The sequence below is a fragment of the Bacillus cereus genome (assembly GCF_002577405.1).
Classification (GTDB): Bacteria; Bacillota; Bacilli; order Bacillales; family Bacillaceae_G; genus Bacillus_A; species Bacillus_A cereus_AU.
In genome coordinates, this window is the sequence record NZ_NULR01000010.1 from 12,756 (window position 1) to 38,986 (window position 26,231).

Sequence of the window (26,231 nt, forward strand, 5' to 3'; positions counted from 1 at the left end):
CAAACTTATTATAGCAAAAAACCAGCTGTTATACTATGATAACAGAAAAACTGACAGGGTCAATCACCTATCAGTTTTTCTCGCTTTTACATATCTTCTTTTGTTTCTAATTGAACACGCTCTAGACGTGGATTTGGACGGTATTTACGACCAGCTTTTGCTTCTGGTTTTCCATTTAATTCTACGTTATCACCTGTAAATCCAATATTCATTTTTAATAAGCTACTTCCTACTCCATATATATCAACAGGAACATTTTGAGCTTCAAATTCACGAATACGTTTCTCATCAAATCCACCAGTTACAACGATATCTACATGTTGGAATCCTTCTTCATCAAGCGCCTTACGAAGTGCGAATACAAGCGATGGATTGACACCACGCGGATCGAATGTTCCAAGTACTTCTGGGTGGCGAATGAAGTATTGATCAATCATTGTGCGAGACGTATCTACACGTACACCTTTTAATGTTGACCCAAACTCACGCGCTACGCGAAGTGCATCTGTAATAACATCATTGTTGTAATCAATTAGTACAACTAATTCATCTTCTGGGAATTTCTTATGATATGCTTTTGCCGCTTCAACGACATCACCATTAAACATTTGAATTAATGCGTGAGGCATCGTCCCCATACCACTCTTGCCCCACCACTCATTCATTGCATGCGTCGCTTGTGCGCTCATACCTCCGATGTATGCCGCATAACCGTCACCAGCTTGTTGCGTATAGTGATCATCACGATCTCCCATGAAAATAACTGGTTTTTCTTTATCTACACTACGTGCAGCTTGGACAACGTTATATACGTTTGTCGCAACCGATGTACGACGAGCTAAAATTCCATCGATGACACCTTCTAAAAATCCGAAGTTTTCATAAGGACCATGAATTGTTAAAACTGTTTCAAACGGACTAATATTATCGCCATCCTTTAAAGAATGAATTTCTAATTCCTCAGGATTTTTGGCAAATGTTTGTAGCAATGCGATTACTTCATCTGCTCCGCAAAGAACGGCATTCTCTTTTTGGAAAAACTGCATCGTTACAACACTTTTCGGGCGAAATTCTTCAATGATTTCTCTAGTCTTTAAAAAGTAAACGGCAGAGAACCAACCTTCTCCAACACGCTCATCAAATTTAAATGTTTTATTCGTTAGTCGATTTATTTCACCTTTTAATTTCAATTCAATTTCTTTCATGTCGCTTTACTCCCTACTTTACTATCCAACATTTTCTATTAGTATACAGCAAAACCGTGTACTATACATTCATTTCCTGCATAGCAGCAAATTCATCCTCAGAAATAAGGACATCTCTCGGCTTTGTTCCTCTTCCTTCAGAAATAATCCCTTGCGATTCCATCTCTTCAATGAGACGGGCCGCGCGATTATAACCGATGCGGAATTTTCGCTGTACAGAAGATGTGGACGCTCCCCCTTGTTCTACAACAAATTGACATGCATCCAAAAACAATTCGTCTTCCGACTCAGCCTGTTCTGTTTTCGCTAATAAATCCTCTTGCTTAAATAAGTAATTCGGCTTCATTTGCTTTCTCACATGATCAACTGTTTTTTCAATCTCATCATCCGATACATATACACCTTGTACACGAACTGGTTTAGATGTACCGTTCCCTAAAAACAGCATATCACCACGGCCAAGTAATTTTTCCGCGCCCCCAATATCGATAATCGTACGCGAATCAACTTGAGATGATACTGTAAATGCAATACGCGTTGGAATATTTGATTTAATTAAACCTGTAATAACATCTACAGATGGACGCTGCGTCGCAACTAATAAATGAATACCACAAGCACGTGCTTTTTGCGCGATACGACAAATCGCTTCCTCAACATCACCAGGTGCTACCATCATTAAGTCAGCTAACTCATCAATGACAATAACAATGTAAGGTAATGTCTCTCCCGGAATTTCTCGCTCACTTACAATCGTATTGTAACGAGTTAGATCACGAGCACCTGCGTGCACAAATAGCTCATAACGACGCTCCATCTCTTCAACTGCCCACTTTAACGCAGCCGTCGCTGCTTTTACATCGGTAATAACAGGTGCTACAAGATGCGGAACAGAATTATATGGTGCAAGCTCAACCATCTTCGGATCAATTAACATTAACTTCACTTCATGTGGTTTTGCTTTGTATAAAATACTCGTTAAAATTGCGTTAATACACACACTTTTTCCTGAACCAGTTGCGCCTGCAATAAGTCCATGCGGCATTTTTCGAATATCCGTTACAATTGGATCACCTGAAATATCGAGTCCAAGTGCAACTGTAAGCGGTGATTCACTCTTTGTAAATACAGGACTTCTTAAAATTTCACGAAGAAATACTGGCTTACTTTCTTTATTTGGAACCTCAATTCCAATCGCACTCTTCCCTGGAATTGGCGCTTCAATACGAATATCTTTCGCAGCTAAACTTAACTTAATATCATCACTTAAGTTTGTGATTTTATTTACCTTCACACCTGGGTCTGGCTGCACTTCAAAACGAGTTACTGCTGGACCTTGCGATACATTAATAACATGTGCTCCAACATGGAAATTATTAAATGTCGTATTTAATAATTCTTCCTGTTCTTCTAACCATTCCGTATTATCTAACGCCGCTTGCTGCGGAATTGACAACAATGTTAATGGCGGAATGGCATATGTCGGTGGTGTTTGCAATACATTTCGCACATCGTTCTCTCTTTGATTTACAACATATGCTTTCTCTTGTACTTGCTCTACCACTTGCTGCGTTGGTTGTTCTTCCACTCGTGGCTCCACTACTACTTGTTGCGTTGGTTGTTCTTCCACTCGTGGCTCCACTACCACTTGTTGCACTGGTTGCTCTTCCACTCGTGACTCCACTACCACTTGCTGCGTTGGTTGTTCTTCAACTTGTGACTCCACTACCACTTGCTGCGTTGGTTGTTCTTCCACTCGTGGCTCCACTACCACTTGTTGCGTTGGTTGTTCTTCCACTCGTGACTCCACTACCACTTGCTGCGTTGGTTGTTCTTCCACTCGTGGCTCCACCACCACTTGTTGCACTGGTTGCTCTTCCACTTTGTGTACTGATTTATTTTCTACTCGTTCGCCCACGGAAGATTGCATTGCACTCGTTCTTGCTACATGTCTTTCCATTAATCGCGCTCTGTCTTGTTTCAACATAACAACATTAAATGGTACGTGACGCTTTTTCTCACGTTTTGGCTCTTCTTTTTGTACAACTGGTTGTGCTTCCGCGACTGGTGCTTCTTCCACAACTGGCTTTTCTTCAGCAATTGGTGCTTCTTCTACAACTAATTGTTCTTCGGCGATTTGTGCTTCTTCTACAACTAGTTGTGCTTCCGCGACTGGTACTTCCTCTACAACTGGCTTTTCTTCAGCAATTGGTGCTTCTTCCACAACTAGTTTACTTTCCTCTGTTTCTGCAATTAAAACATTCGCAAAGCTTTGAACATCTTTCTTCGTTTGTTCATCCGCTTCAGCAACATGTATGAATTCGCTCTTTTGCTCAATTGCTTCATCTAACACCATTTCTTGCTGAGTTTCTTCAAGTTCTACAAATGCCCCTGCTTCCGTAATTACTTCTTCTTCAGGTGCTTCTGTTTCTGCAATTACTTCTGCCTTTTCAGACTCTTCTGCTTCCGCAATTACTTCCACTTCTTCTGCTTCTACAATTACTTCCACTTCTTCAAACTCTTCTGTTTCCGTAATTATTTCTATCTCTTCAGATTCCTCTATTTCCATAACTACTTCTGCTTCTACAATTACTTCCACTTCTTCAAACTCTTCTGTTTCCGTAATTACTTCTATCTCTTCAGATTCCTCTGTTTCCATAACTACTTCTACTTCTACTTCTTCAAGCTGTTCCGTTTCTGCAATTACTTCTACTTTTGGCACTTCTGCAACTTCTTCTGGTATTTCCACTATGATTGTTTCTTCAAGTTTTTCTTCTGCTTTGACAATCACTGCTTCTTCTGGAGTTTTCTGTTCTACTTCAATAGTAGCTTCTTCTATTTCTGTATTACGTTTAATTTCTTCTGATAAAATTGTATCCTCATGCTCTACTTTAGAATCTACTAATTCTTCTTGTAGAATGCTTTCGTTTAACACCACTACATCTTTTTCTTGCTTTGCATCTTCCATACGCTCAGCTACCGTTTTATGAAGTAATTCATCCGCTGAAACTTCCTGCGGTGCACTAATTTCTTGAACCACTTCTTTTTCTTCTACTAAAGGTACTTGGCTCTCAATTTCATAACCATTTTTCTCTAGCCATTGATCGACAACTGATTTTTCTTCCTTTTTACTCTGTTGACCTCGCTGATCAACATGACTAGAAGAAGGCGTTGCTTGCCCTTCTGAGAAATCAGATAATGCATATCCTTTTTTCTCTAACCATGCATCAACGACCGATTTTCCCTCTACAGATATTTCAAGATCTTCTCTTTCCTTTTCTTCCTCCTGCTTTACAACTTTTTGCTCTACTGAAGGACGATTATATCCGTAAATTGGCGAAATCATTTCTGTTGGACGAAATGGTCTACGGTTACTTTCTTGCGCTGGTACAGATGCTTTTTTTACGACAGGCTCCGGTTCATATTGCACTTCCGGCTCTTCATATGTAGAAACTACATTCTCCACATACGGTCGCCTACTTCTTTCCACTTTTACTCCTCTTTGAGTAGGCTGATTTTCATATATACCTCTTTGAACAGGTTGCTCTTCAAAGTGAGGTAATTCTCTTACATCATCCTCTTCAAATCCATCATCTGGTATTAATGGAAAACGACATTTACCTGCATTCCTACTTGCCATTTGTGCTTCTCTTGCTTCAGTGTAGTGGTTTACACGAGGAATTTTCGGCTGACTTTCAACTTGTTTCGGTACTTCTTTATTCATCGCTGTTTGTTCTTCCTCTTTGTTAAACAGCTTTTTCATCCAATCTAACATGCTTACCACTCTTTCTACTAAATAGTAACAACCTTTATTGTATCAGCATTCGGCAAAAAGTGCAGGTAAAATTAAGCACGTTACATTTATCCATAATATTCTAATTTACGAGCGTTTTCATATGGAAAAACGCAGCCTTCCATATAAGACTGCGTTTAAGCTTTACTCTTCCGATATTCATCTACACTATCTGTTACACTTTGCAATAAAGAATTTACATACTGCGGGTCAGATAATTTTTTATCTTCTTCATGGTTTGACATAAACCCAAGTTCTAATAGCACGCCAGGAACTTTTGACCAATTAAATCCCGAAAGATCATCTCGAAATTTAATTCCATTTACTTTCACTTGATGATTCTCTCTCATTTTATTTACTATCGTTTGAGAGATTTGAAGACTTTCAGCATAGATCTCTTTCGTATACGGACTTCCTTCTGCCGGCGTCAATACAGCAAATCCACTTTGGTTTGGATTTTCAGAACCATCTGCATGAAGACGTAAAAATAAATTCGCCTTATGATCATTCGCGAATGTCGCACGTTCTTTATTGCTTATATCAACATCTTGTGACGTTCTCGTCATTAATACTTGTATACCTTTTGCTTCCAGCTTTTCTTTTAATATAAAAGCCATTTCTAATACAAGGACAGACTCTCTCTTTTTTGTCACAACGCCTGTTGTGCCATCTGTCACTTTATATTTTTGAGTATTTGCTCCTGGACCAATTGGTTCTAAATTTAAATTTGCTTTTTGTTGATGTCCTGGATCAATAACAACGAGAAACTTTTCTTGTTTCTCCTTACTTTCTACTTTTTGTTCATTATTTTGCGCTGGTTGCTCTGTTGGCTGCACCGGCGTAGTTTCCTCTTTCTTTTCCTCGGCCGACGCTTCTTCCTGCTTCACTTCTACTTGCTCATTCGTTTGAACAGCTTGGGGCTCTTCTTTCTTTTCTTGTTCTTCTTGCTGCTTTTCTACCGGTGCGTCTTCCTTTTTATCTTCCCTTGTTTCTCGTACAGCAGATGATGTTTCTTTTTTCGGTTGCGCTTGCGAACAACCTCCCATATATATGCCAATGAATGCAATCACGCTCATTATTTTTATATACTTCATATTTCTCTCCCATCACTTTGCACCGGAATCAAAGTTTTTCTTATAATTGCCCTATAATCTCATCTATACTTCCAATATTAACAGGTTGCCACGTTTCTGTACCGCGCTCCGCCGTATAAACTGGATACGCATCATCATCGACATTCACGAAAACTGGATCGCCCATATCCGTTTCATATCCGATAACAATCCATCCTTCTTGCCATCTTCCATTTTCTTTACTTATTAATGAATTTTTATGTTTATCATATCGATAACCGATTTGTCCTTTTTCTAACTCGTTTTCGCTAAATATATATATTTCATTGGAACCTAGCTCAATATCTTGCTGTTTGGAAGTTTCAATTCGTTTCAGAAGTGCTGCGATTTTTGGTTGTTGTTTCATACGTCTATCCCCTTCTTTTTTCTAAATTTTACCTAATTCATTTTTAAAATACAATATAGTTTATAAAGAGAAACGTTACAATCTTAGGAATTTCACACAAAAAAATAGCCCCACATATGCGAGGCTATTTTTTCTTACATCAATTAAAATTTAAATTCTTGTCCAACTTCAAAGCTATCTTCTAATACAAGAATACCTTTTTCTTGTGGAGCGTCTGGAAGCTCTAATTCACGTGCAGAGCAAATCATTCCAGAAGAAGGAACACCGCGAAGCTCAGCTGGCTTAATTAACATACCGCTTGGCATTACAGCGCCGATTTTTGCAACGACAACTTTTTGTCCTGCGTCAACGTTTGGTGCGCCACATACGATTTGTAATGTTTCTGTACCGATTTCTACTGTACAAATGTTTAGTTTATCAGCATTTGGATGCTTCTCTTTTTCAGCTACATAACCTACAACAAATTTCGGAGAAAGATCTGCTTCTACTGTTTCTTCAAAGCCGTTCTTCGCTAAAATTTCGTTGATTTTCTCAACAAGTTCTTTCGTTAATGTAAGGTTACCTGTTTCTGTTACTTCTAAATAAGAAGATGCATTAAAGATGTTGAATCCTCCCGTTACGTTGCTTTCACGATCATAAACGCGAGCAACATCTCCTTTGCGATCAAAAGTACGAGTCTCTAAATTAATATCTTGTAAGGCAACAATTAAAGTGTCACCAATTCCTTCAAGGTTGTAAAAAACGTTCACTTCGTTCATCCTTTCTCTTTTCCATCTGTCTTCTTCCGATTCTTCGCTAAAATAAAGATTGGTTCAAAGTGTCCATCTTCATATACGAATGAAAGTGATGTAATCGGAACATGCCCTTCGGCAAAAAATTTCATTGTCATTTGTGCAATAATATCATAACCGATTTCGTTGACGATATCAGCAATAATTAATACATCTTGGTGAGGAACAGCAACAACCATATCACCAGAAATCTTTTCACGCATCGATTGTAGTAACGATTCGTTTAAAATACGAGTCGCATCATACCCATCATTTGTGTTTAAAAAGTAGAATGTATTACCTGCTACTGTGTCCTGCCTAAATTCATAGCCTAATGAACGAGCATTGAATAATGCCATTTCACGTACTTGTTGTTCTGTAAGCTCTAACTTTTGTAATAGACGCTCATCAATTAGTCGATACGTTTTATTAGAATCTAGCGCATAGTAAATACGTGTTTCTGCCGTATGATCCGTCATAATAAACGGATTTCCTTCTTCTGCTTGTTTTGGGAAAGAAGTAGAGCGAATAACAGGTAAAATTTTCGCCTCGCTATTTTCTTCTTTATGCATCGCAATTAACGCTTCTTGTACGTAATAAGCGACCTCTTCAATCGCTTTTTCTTTGTTCACTTCCCATTTTGCTACAACTCCTGGAAGTGATACGTTAATACCTTTTTTCGAGTCTTTCTGTTCAATACGTAGAACTTCTTTCTCGCTATCATAATGAAAGTCCCATTCTGGGCGAGATAATTTTTTCATTAACTCATCTTTCATCTTTTTACTTGTCATCTTCATCTCTGTTTCCTCCCTTCCAAAAAAATAACCTCCCCCGCGAAGGTAGAGGTTGTTTTACAATTCAATTGGCAAATTGCCTTATTTTAAACCTTCAATAAACTCTTCGATTTGTTCTTGTGTTTTACGATCTTTGTTTACATAGCGACCAGTTTCTTCACCTTTATTGTACGCTACAAAGCTCGGAATGCCAAATACGTCTAATTTCACGCATAGATCAATAAACTCATCACGATCTACATAGTAAAATGAGAAATCACTATACTTCTCTTCTACTTCTGGCATAAATGGATCTACAAAGCGACAATCCGGGCACCATTCCGCTGAGAACATAAAGACTACATTCTCTTCATTTTTTAACTCTTGGAATTGCTCCATGCTTTCTAATGATTTCATCTATATTTCCTCCTCTAACGAGTACATTTTTTCATGTTATAATCTTTCTTTTTATACTACCATACATCACGCACGGTGCAAGGTTTATGCTTGCTTTTCATCATACTTATATTGCCCAACAAGTAACTTAACCACGTGTACAAATAATTCCGTCCGGTCAACATAATCATCTGTAAAAATACCGATAGCACCTTCGTGACTACGAATATCTTTTCGCTGTACAAACTCTTCCATCACTTCACTTAACTCTTTTCCGTCTTCAAGTGGCGTTAAAAAGTCATCTGGCAACTTAATACGAGCGCCTCCTGCAACAAATGTTTTACCATCACTTGTTGCAAGCGCGCCCCAGTTACACATAAATAAACCGTGCTCTGTTTTCATTACGCCGCCCTCTAGTCCAATACCAATTTGAGCTTCACCTACTTTTAATGCCTGCTTCGCTCTATTTATCGCTCCTTGCATCGTCTCTTCATCTGAAAATGGCTGGCTTGCTACTCCTGAAGGAACAGAAAGGGATGTAATTTCAACATCTCCCCAAACCTTCTCCACCGCTCCAACCTTCGTTTTATTCTTCGATCCAACTACTACCTTCATCTCAATCACCTCTATATAAATTCATCATTTCACCTTAATCAAATTACTCTTTATAAACGAGAGCACCATCACCAATCACTAGGTCACCTCTTCAACTTAAAAAAGAAGGATTTTTCTCACAACATTGCCGACCTCGAACTCAAAAACAGCCTTATTCTCTCTCCCTACCCGCGGCCTTAATACATCACTCGAATACCAATTAAGCACTGACCGCCACCACTCATCGCTGGGCCATCTCTCCTACCTAAAAAAGAAGGTGGCTTCCCACAACATTACCGGCCTCGAACAAAAAAATAGCCTTCCTCTCTCTTCCTACCCGCGGTCTTAATACATCATTCGAGCACCCATTAAGCACCGACCGCCACCACTCATCGCTGGGCCATCTATTCAACCTAAAAAAGAAGGATTTTTCTCACAACATTGCCGACCTCGAACTCAAAAACAGCCTTATTCTCTCTCCCTACCCGTGGTCTTAATACATCATTCGAGCACCAATTAGGCACCGACCGCCACCACACATCGCTGGGTCATCTCTTCTACCTAAAAAAAGAAAGAGCTTTTAGCCCTTCCTCTTTACGCGTTATTCTTAATTGTCTCTAACGTCGTTTTATCCGTCGCTCTTACAAGCTTCGTAATTAGTTCTTTCGCTGCTGCATAATCATCAACATGTAAAATTGAAGCATGTGTATGAATGTAGCGTGCGCAAACACCAATTACTGCTGATGGAATACCAGAATTGCTTGTATGTACACGGCCTGCATCTGTACCACCTTGTGAAATAAAGTATTGGTACGGAATGTTGTGTGTTTCAGCTGTATCTAAAATAAATTCACGCATCCCTCTATGTGTTACCATTGTGCGGTCGTAAATACGAAGAAGAGCACCTTTTCCTAATTGACCGAACTGCGTTTTATCACCAGAAGCATCGTTTGCTGGACTTGCATCAAGCGCATAGAAAATGTCTGGTTGAATCATATTAGCAGCTGTTTGTGCTCCGCGAAGACCCACTTCTTCTTGTACAGTCGCACCAGAATATAATGTGTTTGGTAATGTTTCATCTTTTAATTCTTTTAATAATTCGATTGCAAGTCCACAGCCGTAACGGTTGTCCCAAGCTTTCGCCATAATTTTCTTTTCATTTGCCATCGGCGTGAATGGGCAGATTGGCACGATTTGTTGTCCTGGTTTTACACCAATTTCAATCGCATCTTCATAACTATCTGCACCTATATCAATTAACATGTTTTTTATATCCATCGGTTTTGCACGTTGCGCATCACTTAATAAATGAGGAGGAATAGATCCAACAACCCCAACAACAGGACCGTTCTTCGTCATAACTTGTACGCGCTGCGCTAATAGCACCTGGCTCCACCAGCCGCCTAACGTTTGAAAACGAAGCATCCCGTTTTTCGTAATTTGCGTAACCATGAAACCTACTTCATCCATATGACCTGCTACAAGAACACGTGGGCCAGTCTCGTCCCCTTTTTTCAGACCAAATACGCTACCTAACCCGTCTTGCACAATTTCATCAGCATATTTGCTTAATTCTTGCTTCATAAAACGGCGTACATCATGTTCAAAACCTGACGCACCTTGTAATTCTGTTAACGTACGAAATAATTGTAATGTCTCTTTATTCACGAAGTCCCCTTCTTTCAAACCTTAGTAGAATACCTCTTTTATTGTAACGAAATTTTCGAAATGTTTCTAGTTTCTTCTTTTTTAGCTGTATTTGCTTTATAATTATTATTGGTACACTATTTTTATTTTACAGAATTGAGGTGAATATATGAGCTGGAAAGGTTTAGTAGCAGGTCTTGGCGTTGGATTCGCAGCTGGTTATCTCGTTGCAAACAAAGTACAAGAACAATCCCATATTTCTTCAGAAAAAGCATTGAAAATGGTGAAACAAGCATTAAGTCATAAAGGTGAAATTACTGGCTCTTGGGTACATATGGTTCCAGAGACATTTGAAAAATATGATGTCGCATACGAAGTTTATCGCGGCGGTCTTACAACGATGTTAGATGATATACAAGAACGATTTGAATTTTTAGTTGATGCTAAAACAGGTACTGTTTTAGAGGTTATAGCAGCATAAAAAGAGGTTTCCCATTTGGTGAACCTCTTTTTTTTGAAGAATCACGGATATTGATTAAAATTATATCGGTGATTTTTCGAATATATCGACCGCAACTCAAATTATATCGACGATTTTTTCGAATATATCGACCGCAACTCAAATTATATCGGCGATTTTTTAAATATATCGACCGCAACTCAAATTATATCAGCGATTTTTTAAATATATCGATCGCAACTCAAATTATATCGGNNGATTTTTTAAATATATCGACTTACCGACAAAATCCGACAACAAAAGAGGCGGCTGCCCAAGACTTCTGGGACAGCCTCCTCTTTTTAAGCCTCTATACTCGTTTTTTGCTCTATTTTTTCTATGATATGCCCTTCCTCATTCCACTTTACTGCACGATAATACGCGTCATGATAAAACGTAAACCACGCCTCTTTTTCAGCGCCGTACTTCATCCACTTTTGCTTATTTTCAATCGATGTCATCGGGTAATCATCGTATGCCATTACCCATAATACATTTTGATGTGCGTGTGTCGGCAATAGGTCTGCTAAGTGCAGCATCGTTTCACCTTGGCTTTCCAAAGCAATAACTGCATGTCCATCACTATGGCCGCCTGTATGCGCCATTTTTATTTCATCCGTGATTTCTATTTCTTGCTGGAACGTAACGACTTGCTCTACAATTGGCTCCCAATTTTCTTTCCAATATGTATTACGGGATCTAATATTTGGGTTCCTCATTTCATTCCACTCTGTTTCGCTTACGTAAACTTTTGCGTTCGGAAACGCCGGTACAAGGTGATCACCTGCCCATTTCGTTAAGCCAGATGCATGATCAAAATGAAGATGTGTCATTAAAACATAGTGGATATCTTCAGGCTTTAATCCTAGTTTTTCTAATGATTCATAAACCGATGATTCTTCTGTTACACCTTGATTCCTCTTCATCTTCTCATTCAATTTACCGTTTCCTATACCGGAATCGATGAGCATATTACCGTCTTTCGTTTGCAAAAGTAACGGATCTGTTCGTAAATAAATATGATTTGTATCATTATGTTTATATTTGCGTGACCAAAGGACTTTCGGCACAACGCCAAACATTGCCCCTCCGTCTAAATGTGTGTTCCCGCCTTTTAGCCACGTCACTTTTATATCTCCAATTTGTAACTGTTCCATCTGTCATCCCCCTTTCTTTTTATATTAACATAAAATTCTGATTGTTTTAGTCGTAAAAAAACCTATGCATTACTGCATAGGCTCTGTGCGATATTTTGCTTCTACACGGTAAATACGATGACCTTTACTAGAGAATTTCTCTTCGTACTCAGTCATAATGTTACCTTCAAAGTCGCTGTTATGAAGATCTAAGCTTAAGTACGTTAGTAACATACCGTATTCAGCCATACTCATAAGAGAGTATTCAAATAGGCCTTGGTTATCTGTTTTGAAATGGATTTCTCCACCCTCTACTAACACTTCTTCATAATTGCGTAAAAACGTTTTATACGTTAAACGACGCTTCGTGTGACGATTCTTCGGCCATGGATCTGAGAAGTTTAAATAAACGCGGTCAATTTCACCTTTTGCAAAGAAAACTGTTAAATCTTCAGCATCTTTATTAATTAACTTTAAGTTCGGTAATTCCTCTTCAATTAACTTATCAAGCGCATCTACAACAACACTTGTGAACTTTTCAATTCCGATATAGTTAATATGAGGATTTGCTTTTGCCATATCATACATAAAACGGCCACGACCTGTACCTACTTCAATATGAATTGGTTGTTCATTTCCAAATACTTCTTTCCAGCTACCAGCGCGCTCCTCGGGGTTTCCAATTACGATATGTGAATACTCATTAATTCGATCCATTGCATACGGTTTATGTCTTAAACGCATAGATGTCTCCCTCTCTTTACAAAACTATTTTAAAGGAATAATTCCTTCTTTCTGTTTTAATCAATCTACCAAACAAAAAACCAAGTACGTACGAGCACTCGGTCCGTTTCTTTCAAGTATAAGATGTACCATTTTGATAAAAACTACATACAGCATTAAACATTCCATGACGAAACAGCTTTTTCTCTTACCTTCCCGAGAAGAGAAAAACAATCGAAAGGATGATCCGTTCATGCCAATTAATCAACAACATCAATTAGAAGTACTGAAAGATATTTTAGTCAATCACCAAAGTGATTGCTGCGGAACAGTTTCTGAATGCGAGCAATTAGAACGTCTCATTCAATCATTACTCGCAAATGATAGTATAAATAGTGACGCTAAAGCAATGCTAAACGATGTATATTCTTATAGTCAATCGGGTAAATCTTCCTCTAATTTGGACAACCATATTTCCAATAATCAAGAACAACTTACTCAGTGGATTGCTGGAATGGACAATTTTTCTTAAGTATTATTCTGAAGCAAGTAGTTGCTGTAAATATTGATGCCAATATTCAGCTTCTGCTTGCTGTTTTTTTGTTGTGTGCCATTGAATAGACAAAATTGTTTGTGCGATCACATACCATCTCATACGCCTAAGCAATGATTCATCCATTTCAATATCATAATATCCGAGCCACTCACTCCATTCATGACGCGGAATGTACCAATATAATAACATACCAAGGTCTAGAGCTGGGTCAGCAATTACAGCTCCATCCCAATCAATTAAAAACAACTCATCTTCATCCGACAATATCCAGTTGTTATGGTTTACATCACAATGGCATACAACGAATTCATTGTATTCAATATCTTTTAATGAATTCGTTAAATATTGAAGGCCTTGCTGAATTGTTTCATCAACCCTTATATCTCCTCTTAAAACAAGTTGCAGTTGTTGTAATAACTCTTGCGCGTGAAGCGGCTGCTTCCCAAGTCTTTGAATCATCTGCACAAGCGCTTTAGAGGAGTGTATTTTCTTCAAAAGTTTTGCAACACGTTCTAGTTTCATATCCTCTGGCTCTAGCTTCTGTCCCGGAAGCCATTTTTGAGCAGAAATTACATCACCGTTCGTTACCCTTCTTGTCCAAAGTAATTTTGGAACAATTCCTTCTGCTGACAATACCGCTAAAAAGGGCGATGTATTCCGCTTTAAAAATAACTTCTGTTGTCCGTTTTGCGCAATATATGCATCGCCCGTTACTCCACCAGCCGGTACAAGACTCCACTCTTTTCCTAATAATTGTTCCAACCATTCCATATCCATTACCCGTTAACAAATCCTTATCTTTTATAGTTATGAAAAGAAAACCGCAACATTTCTACACATGCTGTGGATTCATATATATTTTACTGTAAATGAAAAGAAAACTTGACATCAGTCAAAAATCCTCTATTTTATTTTACAAAACCACTCATAGAATGACAACTTATCAAAATCGTCACCTTTGTCAATTCTACATTTATTACATTCTCATCGTCAAGTAGCGATTTGTCACATTATCGTCAATATATACGTGCTAATTGGAGCCAATTGAAGTTCCTTTCCTCTAAATGAAGAAATTGGCTCTACTTTCGCTTGCTTTTCGTTTACTAACACATGCCACGTTTCTTCTTTTGGAAGCTGCACTGTTTTAGCTTCCAAACCGCTATTAAATAAAACTATAATCTCTTTCCATGGTCCAAACAATTCTGCATGTTGCAGGTGGTATGCGAGTACTTCCTTAGATGTTTGCAAAAAAGTCATATGCTTTTTTATAAGGTCTGCGTTTTGTAATCGAAATGCCCCGTGCTCTTTACGAATCGCAATTAATCCTTTTATATACGTAACGGTCTCCATCTCTTTCTCTTTTTGATCCCAATCTAATTGATTAATTTCATCATTTGCATTATAACTATTTTCATTTCCTTTCTTCGTACGATAAAACTCTTGCCCAGCATGTAAGAAAGGAATCCCTTGTAAAAGAATCACCATTGCGCTCGCTAGTAGGTGACGTTTTTTCAAAACCTCTTCCGACTCCTCATTGCTACACACTAGTTTATCCCACATCGTCATATTGTCATGACATTCTACATAATTAATACTTTGCATTGGCTCTAAAAATAGCCCTGTTTCTTTCACACTTAAAAGACTACCTGATGCTATATACTGCAAATGATGACAGTCTACATGCCCACCAAATGCAAAGCCGCGTTTATTTATATGAAAAGTACTTCCCTTTATCCCATCGCGAAATTGATCATTAAACTGCGCGATATATGGCATTTTCCTTGCATTATTTAATGTTGCTTTTTCCTCAAGAGGAAGCGGTGTTTGTAAATCCCACCCTTCTCCTAATAACAATGCATCGCGCTTTATGTTTCGCACTTCTTCTTCTATCATATTCATTGTATCAACATCTAAAATTCCCATTAAATCAAATCGGAACCCATCAACATTGTATTCAGTAAGCCAATATAAAACAGATTCTATAATAAATTTCCTCATCATTTTCCGTTCAGATGCTATATCATTTCCAACTCCCGTCCCATTAGAAGGCATACCATCTTCACCATGACGAAAATAATATCCTGGGACAAGCTTTTCAAATGACGATAGCTCTCTTTCATAAACATGATTATATACAACATCTATAATCACCCTAATGCCGTGCTCATGAAATGTTTCAACCAGTTGTTTACACTCTACAATTCTGTTATATGGGTCCGAAGGGTTTGTCGCATAAAATCCCGTTGGTGCATTGTAATATAGTGGATTGTAACCCCAATTGTATGCGAAGGAAGGAATCGCCTCATTTACACCACCGAAACAATGTAAAGGCAATAGTTCAACATGTGTAACACCTAAATCTTTTATATGAGATAATCCCGTTAACGTCCCATTTCGTCCCGTTGTTCCCTCTTCCATCAGCCCTTTATATGTTCCTTTTTGATTCACTCCACTGTTCGGATGAATAGTAGCGTCACGAATATGCAGTTCATACAATATGGCATCTGTCATTGACTGTAATGGTGGTAATTCCACTCGTTTTGCGACACTCGTCTTTTCTAAATCGATCACAACGCCGTATTTCCCGTTTACAGTCACTGATTTTGCGTAAGGATCCACCGCTTCATTCCATATTAAATTAATACAAACAAGAAATGTATATTGTGCACCATCTAAATTACCTTGTAATACATGAGCCCAAACTCCATTTTCTCCTCTGTACATTTCATGATCGGTATATTCCTTATCGCTTTTATAAATTCTTACCTTCGCAAGCCTTGCAGTTGGAGCCCACACTTTAAATGTTGTCTCTTCTTTTTGATGTACAGCACCTAAATCTGTACCTTCGTAATAATACTTTTCATCGAAAATTGCTGTTCGAATCACAGCGCCTATTTGTAAATCTGTTTCTTCGTTCCGTTCATCTCGTACTGTATAATATTTCCCCACATCTAGCGGCTCTTCTATAAAGCACTCATACTTCGTTGCATCCGGAAGCGCAATAGTATGAGCAATCGGTAATTCTTTCACATTGCTTCCTTCTTGTAAACGAAATGTCCGGCTTGTTCCATACGCATGTGGGAGCAAAATTGTAATTTTATTCATTTCATCTAAATAGGCATCAAATGGACGTTTTACTTTCAACATAAAAAATCACCATCATTCTCAAAATTAAAATGAAACGAGCTGCAAATGATAAGGCTTTTCTTATCAGCAAGACTCTACACAGTAACACATTATTCTCTATAGTATATTCACCTGTATAAAAAACGTTTTCATACATTCTATTTTTGTAATTTTATTTCAGCAATCGATTTATACTTCGGTGTTTCCTTCACGTGAGATTCGTATAAAGTAATCGTGTCTGCTTGGAATGATATTTCAGACACTTCTTTTATATGTTCTAAATGAAACGTTTCTTCTCCTATCCATTTACGGGCAACAGTAATATGCGGATGATACGGGCGCGTTTCTAGAGAAAATCCATTGTCTTCACAAATGGCATGAACTTGCTTTTGTAACTGAAACAAATCATGATTCTCACTTACCTTCGCCCAAAAAATACGTGGCTGATCTTCCCTACCAAACGTTGAAAACCCTTGTAACTTGAACGATAGTTCCTTTTTTTCTGTAAGTGTTTGTAATCCATTCTTTATTCCTTCTAATTGTTCCTCTGTCGCACTTCCTAAAAAGGAAAGGGTAATATGATAATCTTCCTTATGTACCCACGAGCGAAATGGTAATTCCTCTTTCCTTTCCTCTTTATAGTTAGATAGCACTTCTTTTATATGATTTGGTAAAGTGATTGCGACAAAATAATGCAGATCCATATACATCGTCTCCTTCCTTTTATTGTTGCTTTTCTTTCTTATCTCATTCAGATAAAAAGAAGCCGCCCTCTAAAGTAGAGAGCGGTCATTATTTACATATCCATTATTTCGCTAATTCATGAATGGCTTGCGCATAAATTGCTGTCGCTTTTAATAAATCTTCAATTTCAATGTACTCATCTTTTTGATGCGCAAGTTCTTCCTTTCCAGGGAATAGCGGACCAAATGCAACACCAGCTTTTAATGAACGAGCGTAAGTACCTCCGCCGATTGCTAATAGTTCTGCTTTTTCTCCTGTTTGTTCTTCATATACACGTTGTAGTGTACGAATTAATACGTGGTCTTTATCAACGTGATGCGGGCGAGAGTTAGAATAGTCGGCTACTTCAAACCCATGAGTGCCAACATATTCTTTTAACTTCGCAATTGTTCCTTCAAAGTTAGTCGTAACCGGGTAACGTACGTTTAATCCTAAATTGCCACCATTTTCTTTCGAATAAGAAAGGCGACCGACATTTACTGTTAACGGACCACTAATTTCGTCCTTATAAGCAATAGTAGCCTTTTCACCAAAAATATCACCAGTAAATGTTTCTGTTACAAATTTCGCAAATGAATTTGCTTTTCCATCAAGTGAAACTGTAGTTAAGAAGTTTGCTAATGATAAACCTGCATTCTCTCCTTTTTCAGGAGTAGATCCGTGTGCTGAAATTCCTTCCATTTGCAACGTCACTGTATTTCCTTCTATAGTTGATTTCCCTATTTTTTTAGCAATTTGTAAATACGCTTCATATGCTACTGTAAGTGCATTTACATCTTCTCCTGTAACAACAGCTTCTGCAAAATCAGGAACCATATTTAAACGGCGACCTGACTCAAATGAAACAAGTTCATATGCACCGTTTTTCTCTTCGCTACCATTTTGCACAACTTGTATATCAGAAATTCCTTTTTCCGCATTAATAATTGGAAAGTCTGCGTCTGGTGCAAAACCAATTGTTGGCATTTCTTCATTTTTAAAGTAATGGTCTACACATTTCCAATTACTTTCCTCATCTGTTCCTAAAATCATACGAACGCGTTTGGAAAGCGGCAAACCTAATTCTTTCACAATTTTCATCGCATAATAAGCTGCCATCGTCGGGCCTTTATCATCAATTGCACCGCGTGCAAAAATCTTTCCGTCGCGAATATCCGCACTATATGCAGGAGTCGTCCAACCATCTCCTTCTGGTACAACGTCAACGTGACAAAGAATACCTACTAATTCTTCTCCTTGTCCCATTTCCAAATGACCTGCATACCCTTCTAAATTTTTAGAAGCAAAACCTTCTGCTTCTCCTTTATGTAACATGAAAGATAAAGCTTTTTCTACACCTTCACCAAATGGTGCGCCCTCTTTCGCCGATTCTTCTTCCCATACACTTTTAATTTGTAAAAATTGTTGTGTATCACGAATTAAATCATCTTTTCTTTTTGCAACTTCTTCTGTCCAATTAATCGCTGACATCACGCATCCATCCTTCACTATATTGTTTCTTTCATCATAACAAACCGAAATCTCTTATGCCATACACGAAAACCAAATACCGAACAATTGTAATATTTCAGATATTTCTTATTAATTTTTCTTTTATTTTTTTAAAAAAATTTGCAGGAATTTGGCGTTTTACGTAGAATTTTATGTGTTAGTTGACTGACCATATATACAATGTCAACTACCAATATTTTTCTATATGAATATTTGTTAAACTTTTGTAAAATTTAAGTAGATTAAAGCATGAATTTTATCATGTAGAGTACAATGGTAGTAACGACCTTCTTTCCTGAATGGGGTCAAAAAAACTAGTAGAGGAGTGGTTTTCTCTTGAAACCTACAACTACTCGTATGCTAACACGCATTAAATCAATTTATATGTACATCAATGAAAACGGAACGGTAACGACGAAAGACCTTGTAGATGAGTTCGGGATCACACCGCGAACGATACAACGTGATCTAAATGTGTTGCAGTTTAATGAACTCGTGTATAGCCCTTGCCGCGGTAAGTGGACAACAACAGGAAAGAAAGTGAGAATGACCTCATAATGAAAAAATAATTGTATGTAAATAAATACATACCCCTTTCTAACTATTAGAAAGGGGTCTTTTCTGCACCTAAAAAGGCACTATTTTTCAGTATCTACTTGATACGTTTTTAACATTTCTACTTCTTCATCTGATAGCTCGCGGTATTGTCCAAGTTCTAGTTCTTCATCTAATACTAACGGTCCCATTTCTGTTCTCTTTAAGTAAACAACTTTTTTCCCTACCGCTTCAAACATACGCTTTACTTGATGGAACTTTCCTTCTGTAATCACAAGCTCGATTTCAGAAATATCATCACTTTTTAATATTGTAAGTGCACCTGGCTTTGTTTCATAACCATCGTCTAAAATAACACCTTTAGCAAACTCTTTTACATCCTCTTCTGTTACTACTCCAGCAACGTGTGCATAGTATTTTTTTGGCACATGCTTTTTCGGAGATAATAATTGATGCGATAACTTCCCGTCATTTGTAATCAATAAGAAACCTTCTGTATCGATATCAAGTCGTCCAACTGGGAACGGATCAAAAATCGCATCTTCTAATTCTAATAAATCTATTACTGTTTCATGATTATCATCTTCCGTCGCTGAAATAACACCTTGTGGTTTATGCATCATTAAATAAACAAACTCTTTATATTCCACAACTTCACCGTGAATCATAACTTCTTGCTCTTCTACATTTACATGAACCTTCGCATCTTTCACTGGCGTTCCGTCAATTTTTACAACGCCGTCTTTCAATAATTTCTTTACTTCTTTTCTACTTCCATATCCCATATTCGCTAATAATTTATCTAATCTCACGTTTTTCACCTTCTTTGTTTATCATAGAAAAGGGGACGTAATTACGCCCCTTTTGATTTCAACTTTATTTTAAATCTACTACCAAGTTTACGTTGAATTTTATCTAACGCTTCTCCGCCAAATACTCTTTCAAGTACTCCTGTGCGGATTGCTAACATTACGTAAACAAAGCCACCAATACTTGCACAAATCGCAACTGTAATTAAAGCACCCATACGGCCATCAGGCGAAATCATGAAGGATAGAAGCCATTGTGATAGTTTTACAGCAATAACCATTATAAGTGTTAATACTGCAATTTGGAATGTTCTCTTATATACAACACCAAATGAATAGTGTGCATGTTTTTTGATTTGTCTATTCGTATACCATACGGAAACTAAGAAGCCAACTGCTGTCGCCAGGATTGCTCCTATTGTACCGAAATAACGAATAAAGATTACGTTACATACGAATTTCAAAATAACACCCATCACAAGCGCGACAATCGCATGTTTTTGTTGATTAATCCCTTGCAGAATCGCTGCTGTTACTGTAAATAAAGCGAATAACAACGCAACTGGCGCATACCACATTAATACTTGTCCACCTAGTGGATCTGAGTCGTAAAACGCAGTATAAATTGGATATGCAAGTGAAGAAATACCGATAACTGCTGGCAATGTTAAAAACATATTTGCCTGAAATGTTTGTGTAATTTGTAATTTTAAATAACGATATTGTTTTTCAGTAAATGATTTTGTAATCGCTGGCACAAGCGTTAAACTAAACGCTGTTGCAAGTGATACAGGAATCATAATTAATTTATGCGTCCACATTGTGAAAATACCAAGCGCTCGCTCTGCGATATCGCCTTGACCAATCGCCTGCATAATTGAGTTGAATGTCAATGTATCAATTTGTTGATATAAAGGAATTGTTAACCCAATTACAACGTAAGGAATTGCATATGCAAATAATTCTTTAAATAATTGAACAGTACTTACTGTCGATTCTGGTACAGTTTGTTCAATTAAATATTGATCCAAATGTTTTTTACGTTTTAGCCAGTACCAAATGAGTACGCCAAGCGCTCCAACTGCTGAAACGAACGCGGCAAATGTCGCTACCCCAACTGCTGTTGCAACTGTGCCGCCAAGTACTTTAATAACGATAAAACTACCTGTTAATAAAAAGGCGATACGAATAATTTGTTCAATAATTTGCGAAACAGTAGTTGGCCCCATCGATTGATGACCTTGGAAATAACCACGAATTAAACTCGCTGCCGGTACAACAATAAGCGCAAAACTTACAAGACGAATAATCGTCGTAACTTCTTCTATCTTATTTTGTAAACTTTGTTTACCAAGCATTGCTTCTGCAAACCATGGTGCCGTCATATACAGTACTAGGAACGAAAGAACCCCTGATACTATCATCATAACCATTCCCGAGCGGAACATTCTCCGGCTCGTCTTATAATCACCAAGTGCATTATATTTGGAAACGAATTTCGAAACAGCAAGCGGCACACCTGCCGTTGCGATACTTAAAAAGATCGTATATGGAATGTATCCATATGTATAGAGCGTTCCGCCTTCTGTGCCTACCAATGCATGAAACGGAAAGACGTAAATCATGCCTAAGAACTTTACTAAAAATGTTCCTAACGTAACGATAAGCGTTCCGCGCAGAAATTTTGAATCGGACATACAAAAATCCTCCTACATCTAGATAAAGTGAAACTATTACTAGCAGGAGACTCCTCTCCTACTCCTTATTAGTTGAACCATTCGAGCTTTTACGGGCCAGTGACCTCCCTCTTTACTTCTCTTAAGTCTTAAGGTTTGAGTCTTATTGCCCACAAATAGCAGGATAGTGCTGAACTCTAACTTTTGTATTGTACCACAATTCTCCCATCAAGCAGTACTTCACCCTATTTTTCTTTTAAGAGAAAACATGCTATTCTTTTAGGCAGGAAATGTAGAAAATGAGGTCGATATATTATGCATTATGATGTTATTGTCATCGGTGGCGGTCCTTCTGGGCTAATGGCTGCAATCGGTGCTGCAGAAGAAGGCGCAAGCGTCTTACTTCTTGATAAAGGAAATAAGCTTGGACGTAAACTTGCGATTTCTGGTGGCGGTCGTTGTAACGTAACAAACCGTCTACCACTTGATGAAATCGTTAAACATATACCAGGAAACGGGCGCTTCTTATACAGTGCTTTTTCTATTTTTAATAATGAAGATATTATTACATTCTTCGAAAATCTAGGTGTTAAATTAAAAGAAGAGGACCATGGTCGCATGTTCCCTGTATCAAATAAAGCGCAATCTGTTGTAGATGCACTTTTAACACGATTAAAAGACTTAGGTGTAAAAATACGTACGAATACACCTGTTGAAACAATTGAATATGAAAATGGTCAAACGAAAGCAGTTGTATTACAAACAGGCGAAGTGTTAGAAACGAATCACGTCGTTATCGCTGTTGGCGGAAAATCAGTTCCTCAAACTGGTTCTACTGGAGACGGATACGCTTGGGCTGAAAAAGCTGGTCATACAATTACAGAACTTTTCCCAACAGAAGTACCAATCCTTTCAAACGAACCATTTATTCGCGACCGCTCATTACAAGGTCTTGCTTTACGCGATGTAAATTTAAGCGTATTAAACCCGAAAGGAAAAGTTGTCATTTCTCATAAAATGGACATGCTCTTCACTCACTTCGGTTTATCAGGCCCTGCTGCTCTTCGTTGTAGCCAATTCGTTGTAAAAACGTTGAAAAAATTTAAAACGAATACAGTACAAATGAGTATCGATGCATTGCCAGAAGAAAATAGTGAACAACTATTCCAGCGCATGCTGAAACAAATGAAAGAAGATCCGAAAAAAGGAATTAAAAACGTTTTAAAAGGTTATGTTCCTGAACGTTACTTCCTATTCTTATTAGAAAAAAATGAAATTGATGGCAGCGAACAAGCTGGACAAGTTTCTCATGAGAAGATTCGTGCACTTGTGAAAGACTTTAAAGAATTTACTGTGAATGTAAATGGTACGCAGTCAATTGAAAAAGCATTCGTTACTGGCGGCGGTGTATCCGTTAAAGAAATTAACCCGAAAGAAATGTCGTCTAAATTCACGAATGGCTTATATTTCTGCGGAGAAGTTCTTGATATTCACGGTTATACTGGTGGTTATAACATTACATCCGCCCTTGTTACTGGTAGAATTGCCGGAACGACAGCTGGAGAAAACGCGAAAATGCAATATTAGAGAAGAAACAGGGCTTCCCTGTTTCTTTTTTGTAGGTACATGCAATTATTTCGGCGATTCTGCAAGTTATATCAACTTACAAAAAAGAAAGACAAATCCCCTCCCCCTAACTTCCTGTGCTTTTTTATTGCTTTATACACCTTAGTACCTTTATATTTTATATTGTTGAATATTTAAAAAGGGTAAGGGGAAAACAAATGAGAAAAAAAGTCATGATGTCTTTAATGCTAATGACGTTTCTTTCTGCGGTAGAAGGAACGATTGTTAGTACAGCAATACCTCGTATAACGAGTGACTTGTCAGGCGTCGAACTTGTTAGTTGGGTATATGCAATTTATATGCTTGCAACAGCTGTTTCGACTCCAATATACGGAAAACTAGCTGATTTATTCGGCCGCAAAAAAGTTCTGCTCATCGGAGCAACTATCTTCTTAATCGGTTCTGCACTTTGCGGAGTCGTTACATCAATGGAACAATTAATCTTCTTCCGTGCTCTTCAAGGTATAGGCGCTGGCGCTGTTATGCCGATCACAATGACGATTATCGGAGACTTATATAGCGAAGCGAAAGACCGCGCAAAAGCACAAGGCTGGATGAGTGCCGTTTGGGGTGTATCTGGTGTTATCGGGCCGTTAGTAGGCGGATTTTTAGTTGATTCTCTTTCTTGGCGCTATATTTTCTTCTTAAACGTTCCTTTTGGGATTATCGCTTGCCTAATGTTTGCCACTTCTTATAAGGAATCTGTTAAATCCGCCACTAAGCAACATATCGATTACCTTGGTGCAACAGTCTTCTCATTAAGTACAATTGCTCTACTATACGCATTATTAACAGGTAGCAGTAAGCAAAACTGGGGAGATATTTCAATTATCGGCCTATTAATCTTTGCCGCTGTTTCATTCATTATTTTCTTATACATCGAGAAAAAATCTCCGGAACCATTAATTCCGCTAGCACTTTTCTCTAACCGTACATTATCTACAATAAACATACTAACGCTTATTGCTGGTGCAATGATTATTAGTATTACAGTGTATCTTCCAATTTGGAGCCAAGGTGTTTTAGGAAAAAATGCGACAGAAGCCGGAATCATTTTAATGCCGATTCCTGTTATGTGGACATTTGGTGCCATGTTCTCAGGTAACTTAGTTGGCAAATTAAAAACGAAACAAATTATTTTACTTGGAGCTAGCATTTTATCAGTTGCTACCTTCTTATTATTTACATTATCAATAGATTCACCATCATTCCTTATTTATGTTGCAGTCGGATTATTCGGTTTAGGAATGGGACTTGTTACACCAATTTACATGGTTACAATTCAAGCAGCTGTACCGGCTCATACGCGCGGAACGGCAGTTGGTTTAAACACATTTATTAATACATTTAGTCAAACGCTAGGTGCTGCAATTTTCGGCACGGTCTTCAATACGATGATTCATGCACGCGGCATTAAAAATCTTGATCTTGTTTCTTCTGGCGGACACGGCGGAGCTACAGCAAACGTAGCAACCGAGTCTCAATCCGCATTAGCTGCAAGTGTACACGTCATTTATATGAGTACTTTCGTATTAGCAGTATTCACATTAATTATCGCTTGGATCTTATTAAAGCCAGCTAAACAAACAAGTGAGCAGTAAAAAGAGGATGACCTTTTTGGTCATCCTCTTTTTATAAAATCTACTCTTCATTCTCCACAATATGTTTAAGCATGGACAATTTATTATCCCAAAATCGTTCATAATACGAGAGCCATTGCTGTAATTCCTCTAAAGGCTCTGGTTGCAGGCGATATATCTTCTCTCTTCCGCTTTTTCTCCCACTTACTAAATTCGCTTCTGAAAGAATATGAAGATGCTTTACAACAGCTGTACGGCTCATTGGAAAATGATCCGTTATTTTGGAGATTGGCAACTCTTTATCACTTAATAACCGTAATACTTCTCGGCGGGTTGGATCAGCAATTGCTTGAAATACATCATATTTCGCTGCTGACGAGGACACTTAGCCTTCGACAACCTTTTTCAGTTTTTCATTTACAATCGCTACCCAGCCACCACTCATTCTATCGCGAATAATAGAGCTCTTCGCATTCGCTTTTGGAAGAATTTCATCAGGATGTTTCCAACCGCCGTGAATTAACGTAAATTCTGTTTTATTATCTCCTAAGTCTTTCAAATCAAATGAAACAACCCAGCCATCTGTGTCCCATGAGAAAGATAAATGGTTTGGCTCATCAATTTCTAACACTTTACATGGTGATGGCCCAAATGGTGATTGCACATGAAACTCATGTCCTACCTCTAATTCGAAATCATTTGGCATAAACCATGACGCAATTCCTTCTGCAGTTGATACTACATTCCATACTTTTTGAATAGACGCATTAAAAACGATTGTTTGTTTAATATCATTTAATGTATTTTGTTGTTCCATTTTCATTCTCCTTTATTCGGCATAAAAGCAACACCTTTTAGTTTCATTTTTGATAATATAACACCTTTTGGTTACATGTCAAGAAAGGCTCTTTTTGTTGAGAAATTCTCAACATTTTTTCAACAGGACAAACACCCTCTCAGCATTTCCTCATAATATACTCACAAAGGCACTAAAAAATAAAAACTTCTCTCAACATGAAACTCCATCATTCATATTGAAAGATGCGTCTAACT

24 protein-coding genes are annotated in these 26,231 nt (G+C 37.9%); 5 read left to right on the forward strand and 19 right to left on the reverse strand.

Features of this window, described 5'->3' with window-relative positions:
* Window positions 1–86 precede the first annotated feature (86 nt).
* From COC96_RS13405 to COC96_RS13445, 9 genes are all read right to left on the reverse strand, one after another.
* Complete coding sequence (locus COC96_RS13405) at window positions 87–1,205, reverse strand: nicotinate phosphoribosyltransferase (protein WP_098268977.1); 1,119 nt, start codon at window positions 1,203–1,205, stop codon at window positions 87–89.
* A 61-nt stretch (window positions 1,206–1,266) separates the two neighbouring features.
* Complete coding sequence (locus tag COC96_RS13410) at window positions 1,267–4,980, reverse strand: DNA translocase FtsK (protein ID WP_098768923.1); 3,714 nt, start codon at window positions 4,978–4,980, stop codon at window positions 1,267–1,269.
* 155 nt (window positions 4,981–5,135) lie between these two features.
* Window positions 5,136–6,092: an N-acetylmuramoyl-L-alanine amidase gene (locus COC96_RS13415; protein ID WP_098269355.1), complete on the reverse strand. Its 957-nt coding sequence runs from the start codon at window positions 6,090–6,092 to the stop codon at window positions 5,136–5,138.
* Between the two features lie 40 nt (window positions 6,093–6,132).
* Complete coding sequence (locus COC96_RS13420) at window positions 6,133–6,477, reverse strand: thiamine transporter (protein ID WP_098269356.1); 345 nt, start codon at window positions 6,475–6,477, stop codon at window positions 6,133–6,135.
* 143 nt (window positions 6,478–6,620) lie between these two features.
* Complete coding sequence (ytpR, locus tag COC96_RS13425; protein ID WP_098269357.1) at window positions 6,621–7,235, reverse strand: YtpR family tRNA-binding protein; 615 nt, start codon at window positions 7,233–7,235, stop codon at window positions 6,621–6,623.
* Window positions 7,232–8,044 carry a DUF1444 domain-containing protein gene (locus tag COC96_RS13430; RefSeq protein WP_098269358.1) on the reverse strand — a complete coding sequence of 271 codons (813 nt, stop codon included), beginning with the start codon at window positions 8,042–8,044 and terminating at the stop codon, window positions 7,232–7,234. Before COC96_RS13430 ends, ytpR begins: the two co-directional genes overlap by 4 nt.
* 78 nt (window positions 8,045–8,122) lie before the next feature.
* A complete protein-coding gene (locus tag COC96_RS13435) occupies window positions 8,123–8,437 on the reverse strand; it encodes a thioredoxin family protein (RefSeq protein ID WP_000838192.1) in 315 nt (104 codons plus the stop codon).
* A gap of 84 nt (window positions 8,438–8,521) precedes the next feature.
* Window positions 8,522–9,031, reverse strand: a complete 510-nt coding sequence (locus COC96_RS13440; RefSeq protein ID WP_098269359.1) for a DUF84 family protein — start codon at window positions 9,029–9,031, stop codon at window positions 8,522–8,524.
* A gap of 573 nt (window positions 9,032–9,604) precedes the next feature.
* Complete coding sequence (locus COC96_RS13445) at window positions 9,605–10,678, reverse strand: M42 family metallopeptidase (RefSeq protein WP_048528744.1); 1,074 nt, start codon at window positions 10,676–10,678, stop codon at window positions 9,605–9,607.
* Between the two features lie 148 nt (window positions 10,679–10,826).
* On the opposite strand from COC96_RS13445, the gene COC96_RS13450 reads away from it, so the two are divergent.
* On the forward strand, window positions 10,827–11,138 hold the full coding sequence (locus COC96_RS13450) for a PepSY domain-containing protein (RefSeq protein WP_000118541.1): 312 nt from the start codon (window positions 10,827–10,829) through the stop codon (window positions 11,136–11,138).
* Between the two features lie 320 nt (window positions 11,139–11,458).
* On the opposite strand, the gene COC96_RS13455 is transcribed toward COC96_RS13450, so the two are convergent.
* Both COC96_RS13455 and trmB read right to left on the reverse strand, forming a co-directional pair.
* Window positions 11,459–12,313, reverse strand: a complete 855-nt coding sequence (locus COC96_RS13455; RefSeq protein WP_098768924.1) for a YtnP family quorum-quenching lactonase — start codon at window positions 12,311–12,313, stop codon at window positions 11,459–11,461.
* Between the two features lie 69 nt (window positions 12,314–12,382).
* Entirely contained in the window at window positions 12,383–13,036 is a 654-nt protein-coding gene (gene trmB, locus COC96_RS13460; protein WP_098269361.1) for a tRNA (guanosine(46)-N7)-methyltransferase TrmB, read from the reverse strand.
* A 232-nt stretch (window positions 13,037–13,268) separates the two neighbouring features.
* Here trmB and COC96_RS13465 point away from each other — a divergent pair, with 232 nt between their 5' ends.
* Window positions 13,269–13,547, forward strand: coding sequence for a YtzH-like family protein (locus tag COC96_RS13465; RefSeq protein ID WP_097906247.1), 279 nt, complete (start codon window positions 13,269–13,271; stop codon window positions 13,545–13,547).
* Between the two features lie 3 nt (window positions 13,548–13,550).
* Here COC96_RS13465 and COC96_RS13470 read toward each other — a convergent pair whose 3' ends face one another.
* The 4 genes from COC96_RS13470 to pepV all read right to left on the reverse strand — a co-directional run bounded on the left by COC96_RS13470 (window position 13,551) and on the right by pepV (window position 18,911).
* Entirely contained in the window at window positions 13,551–14,348 is a 798-nt protein-coding gene (locus tag COC96_RS13470) for a phosphotransferase family protein (RefSeq protein ID WP_097906248.1), read from the reverse strand.
* 228 nt (window positions 14,349–14,576) lie between these two features.
* Window positions 14,577–16,718 carry a type I pullulanase gene (pulA, locus tag COC96_RS13475; protein ID WP_098269362.1) on the reverse strand — a complete coding sequence of 714 codons (2,142 nt, stop codon included), beginning with the start codon at window positions 16,716–16,718 and terminating at the stop codon, window positions 14,577–14,579.
* Between the two features lie 137 nt (window positions 16,719–16,855).
* Window positions 16,856–17,401: an RNA 2',3'-cyclic phosphodiesterase gene (thpR, locus tag COC96_RS13485; protein WP_098269363.1), complete on the reverse strand. Its 546-nt coding sequence runs from the start codon at window positions 17,399–17,401 to the stop codon at window positions 16,856–16,858.
* 103 nt (window positions 17,402–17,504) lie between these two features.
* Window positions 17,505–18,911: a dipeptidase PepV gene (gene pepV / locus COC96_RS13490; RefSeq protein WP_098269364.1), complete on the reverse strand. Its 1,407-nt coding sequence runs from the start codon at window positions 18,909–18,911 to the stop codon at window positions 17,505–17,507.
* A 357-nt stretch (window positions 18,912–19,268) separates the two neighbouring features.
* Here pepV and COC96_RS13495 point away from each other — a divergent pair, with 357 nt between their 5' ends.
* Complete coding sequence (locus COC96_RS13495) at window positions 19,269–19,490, forward strand: DeoR family transcriptional regulator (RefSeq protein ID WP_000805512.1); 222 nt, start codon at window positions 19,269–19,271, stop codon at window positions 19,488–19,490.
* An 80-nt stretch (window positions 19,491–19,570) separates the two neighbouring features.
* On the opposite strand, the gene COC96_RS13500 is transcribed toward COC96_RS13495, so the two are convergent.
* Together COC96_RS13500 and COC96_RS13505 are read right to left on the reverse strand one after the other, a co-directional pair.
* On the reverse strand, window positions 19,571–20,299 hold the full coding sequence (locus COC96_RS13500; RefSeq protein ID WP_097950408.1) for a pseudouridine synthase: 729 nt from the start codon (window positions 20,297–20,299) through the stop codon (window positions 19,571–19,573).
* A gap of 41 nt (window positions 20,300–20,340) precedes the next feature.
* Window positions 20,341–21,993, reverse strand: a complete 1,653-nt coding sequence (locus tag COC96_RS13505) for a putative polysaccharide biosynthesis protein (RefSeq protein WP_098269365.1) — start codon at window positions 21,991–21,993, stop codon at window positions 20,341–20,343.
* Window positions 21,994–22,287: 294 nt separating this feature from the next.
* On the opposite strand from COC96_RS13505, the gene COC96_RS13510 reads away from it, so the two are divergent.
* Together COC96_RS13510 and COC96_RS13520 are read left to right on the forward strand one after the other, a co-directional pair.
* Window positions 22,288–23,559, forward strand: coding sequence for an NAD(P)/FAD-dependent oxidoreductase (locus COC96_RS13510; RefSeq protein WP_098269366.1), 1,272 nt, complete (start codon window positions 22,288–22,290; stop codon window positions 23,557–23,559).
* Between the two features lie 197 nt (window positions 23,560–23,756).
* Entirely contained in the window at window positions 23,757–25,199 is a 1,443-nt protein-coding gene (locus COC96_RS13520) for an MDR family MFS transporter (RefSeq protein WP_098269367.1), read from the forward strand.
* A gap of 40 nt (window positions 25,200–25,239) precedes the next feature.
* Here the strand turns inward: COC96_RS13520 and COC96_RS13525 are convergent, their stop codons facing one another.
* Complete coding sequence (locus COC96_RS13525; protein WP_000098845.1) at window positions 25,240–25,563, reverse strand: ArsR/SmtB family transcription factor; 324 nt, start codon at window positions 25,561–25,563, stop codon at window positions 25,240–25,242.
* Window positions 25,564–25,995: an SRPBCC family protein gene (locus tag COC96_RS13530; protein WP_098269368.1), complete on the reverse strand. Its 432-nt coding sequence runs from the start codon at window positions 25,993–25,995 to the stop codon at window positions 25,564–25,566.
* Window positions 25,996–26,231 lie beyond the last annotated feature (236 nt).

Coding starts and splice junctions, on each gene's coding strand:
- COC96_RS13520 (WP_098269367.1), top strand. CDS start 23,757: ATGAGAAAAAAAGTCATGATGTCTTTAATGCTAATGACGTTTCTTTCT.
- COC96_RS13440 (WP_098269359.1), bottom strand. CDS start 9,031: ATGAAGGTAGTAGTTGGATCGAAGAATAAAACGAAGGTTGGAGCGGTG.
- COC96_RS13430 (WP_098269358.1), bottom strand. CDS start 8,044: ATGAAGATGACAAGTAAAAAGATGAAAGATGAGTTAATGAAAAAATTA.
- COC96_RS13450 (WP_000118541.1), top strand. CDS start 10,827: ATGAGCTGGAAAGGTTTAGTAGCAGGTCTTGGCGTTGGATTCGCAGCT.
- trmB (WP_098269361.1), bottom strand. CDS start 13,036: ATGCGTTTAAGACATAAACCGTATGCAATGGATCGAATTAATGAGTAT.
- COC96_RS13505 (WP_098269365.1), bottom strand. CDS start 21,993: ATGTCCGATTCAAAATTTCTGCGCGGAACGCTTATCGTTACGTTAGGA.
- pepV (WP_098269364.1), bottom strand. CDS start 18,911: ATGTCAGCGATTAATTGGACAGAAGAAGTTGCAAAAAGAAAAGATGAT.
- COC96_RS13435 (WP_000838192.1), bottom strand. CDS start 8,437: ATGAAATCATTAGAAAGCATGGAGCAATTCCAAGAGTTAAAAAATGAA.
- ytpR (WP_098269357.1), bottom strand. CDS start 7,235: ATGAACGAAGTGAACGTTTTTTACAACCTTGAAGGAATTGGTGACACT.
- pulA (WP_098269362.1), bottom strand. CDS start 16,718: ATGTTGAAAGTAAAACGTCCATTTGATGCCTATTTAGATGAAATGAAT.
- thpR (WP_098269363.1), bottom strand. CDS start 17,401: ATGGATCTGCATTATTTTGTCGCAATCACTTTACCAAATCATATAAAA.
- COC96_RS13530 (WP_098269368.1), bottom strand. CDS start 25,995: ATGGAACAACAAAATACATTAAATGATATTAAACAAACAATCGTTTTT.
- COC96_RS13455 (WP_098768924.1), bottom strand. CDS start 12,313: ATGGAACAGTTACAAATTGGAGATATAAAAGTGACGTGGCTAAAAGGC.
- COC96_RS13470 (WP_097906248.1), bottom strand. CDS start 14,348: ATGGATATGGAATGGTTGGAACAATTATTAGGAAAAGAGTGGAGTCTT.
- COC96_RS13405 (WP_098268977.1), bottom strand. CDS start 1,205: ATGAAAGAAATTGAATTGAAATTAAAAGGTGAAATAAATCGACTAACG.
- COC96_RS13420 (WP_098269356.1), bottom strand. CDS start 6,477: ATGAAACAACAACCAAAAATCGCAGCACTTCTGAAACGAATTGAAACT.
- COC96_RS13410 (WP_098768923.1), bottom strand. CDS start 4,980: ATGTTAGATTGGATGAAAAAGCTGTTTAACAAAGAGGAAGAACAAACA.
- COC96_RS13465 (WP_097906247.1), top strand. CDS start 13,269: ATGCCAATTAATCAACAACATCAATTAGAAGTACTGAAAGATATTTTA.
- COC96_RS13510 (WP_098269366.1), top strand. CDS start 22,288: ATGCATTATGATGTTATTGTCATCGGTGGCGGTCCTTCTGGGCTAATG.
- COC96_RS13415 (WP_098269355.1), bottom strand. CDS start 6,092: ATGAAGTATATAAAAATAATGAGCGTGATTGCATTCATTGGCATATAT.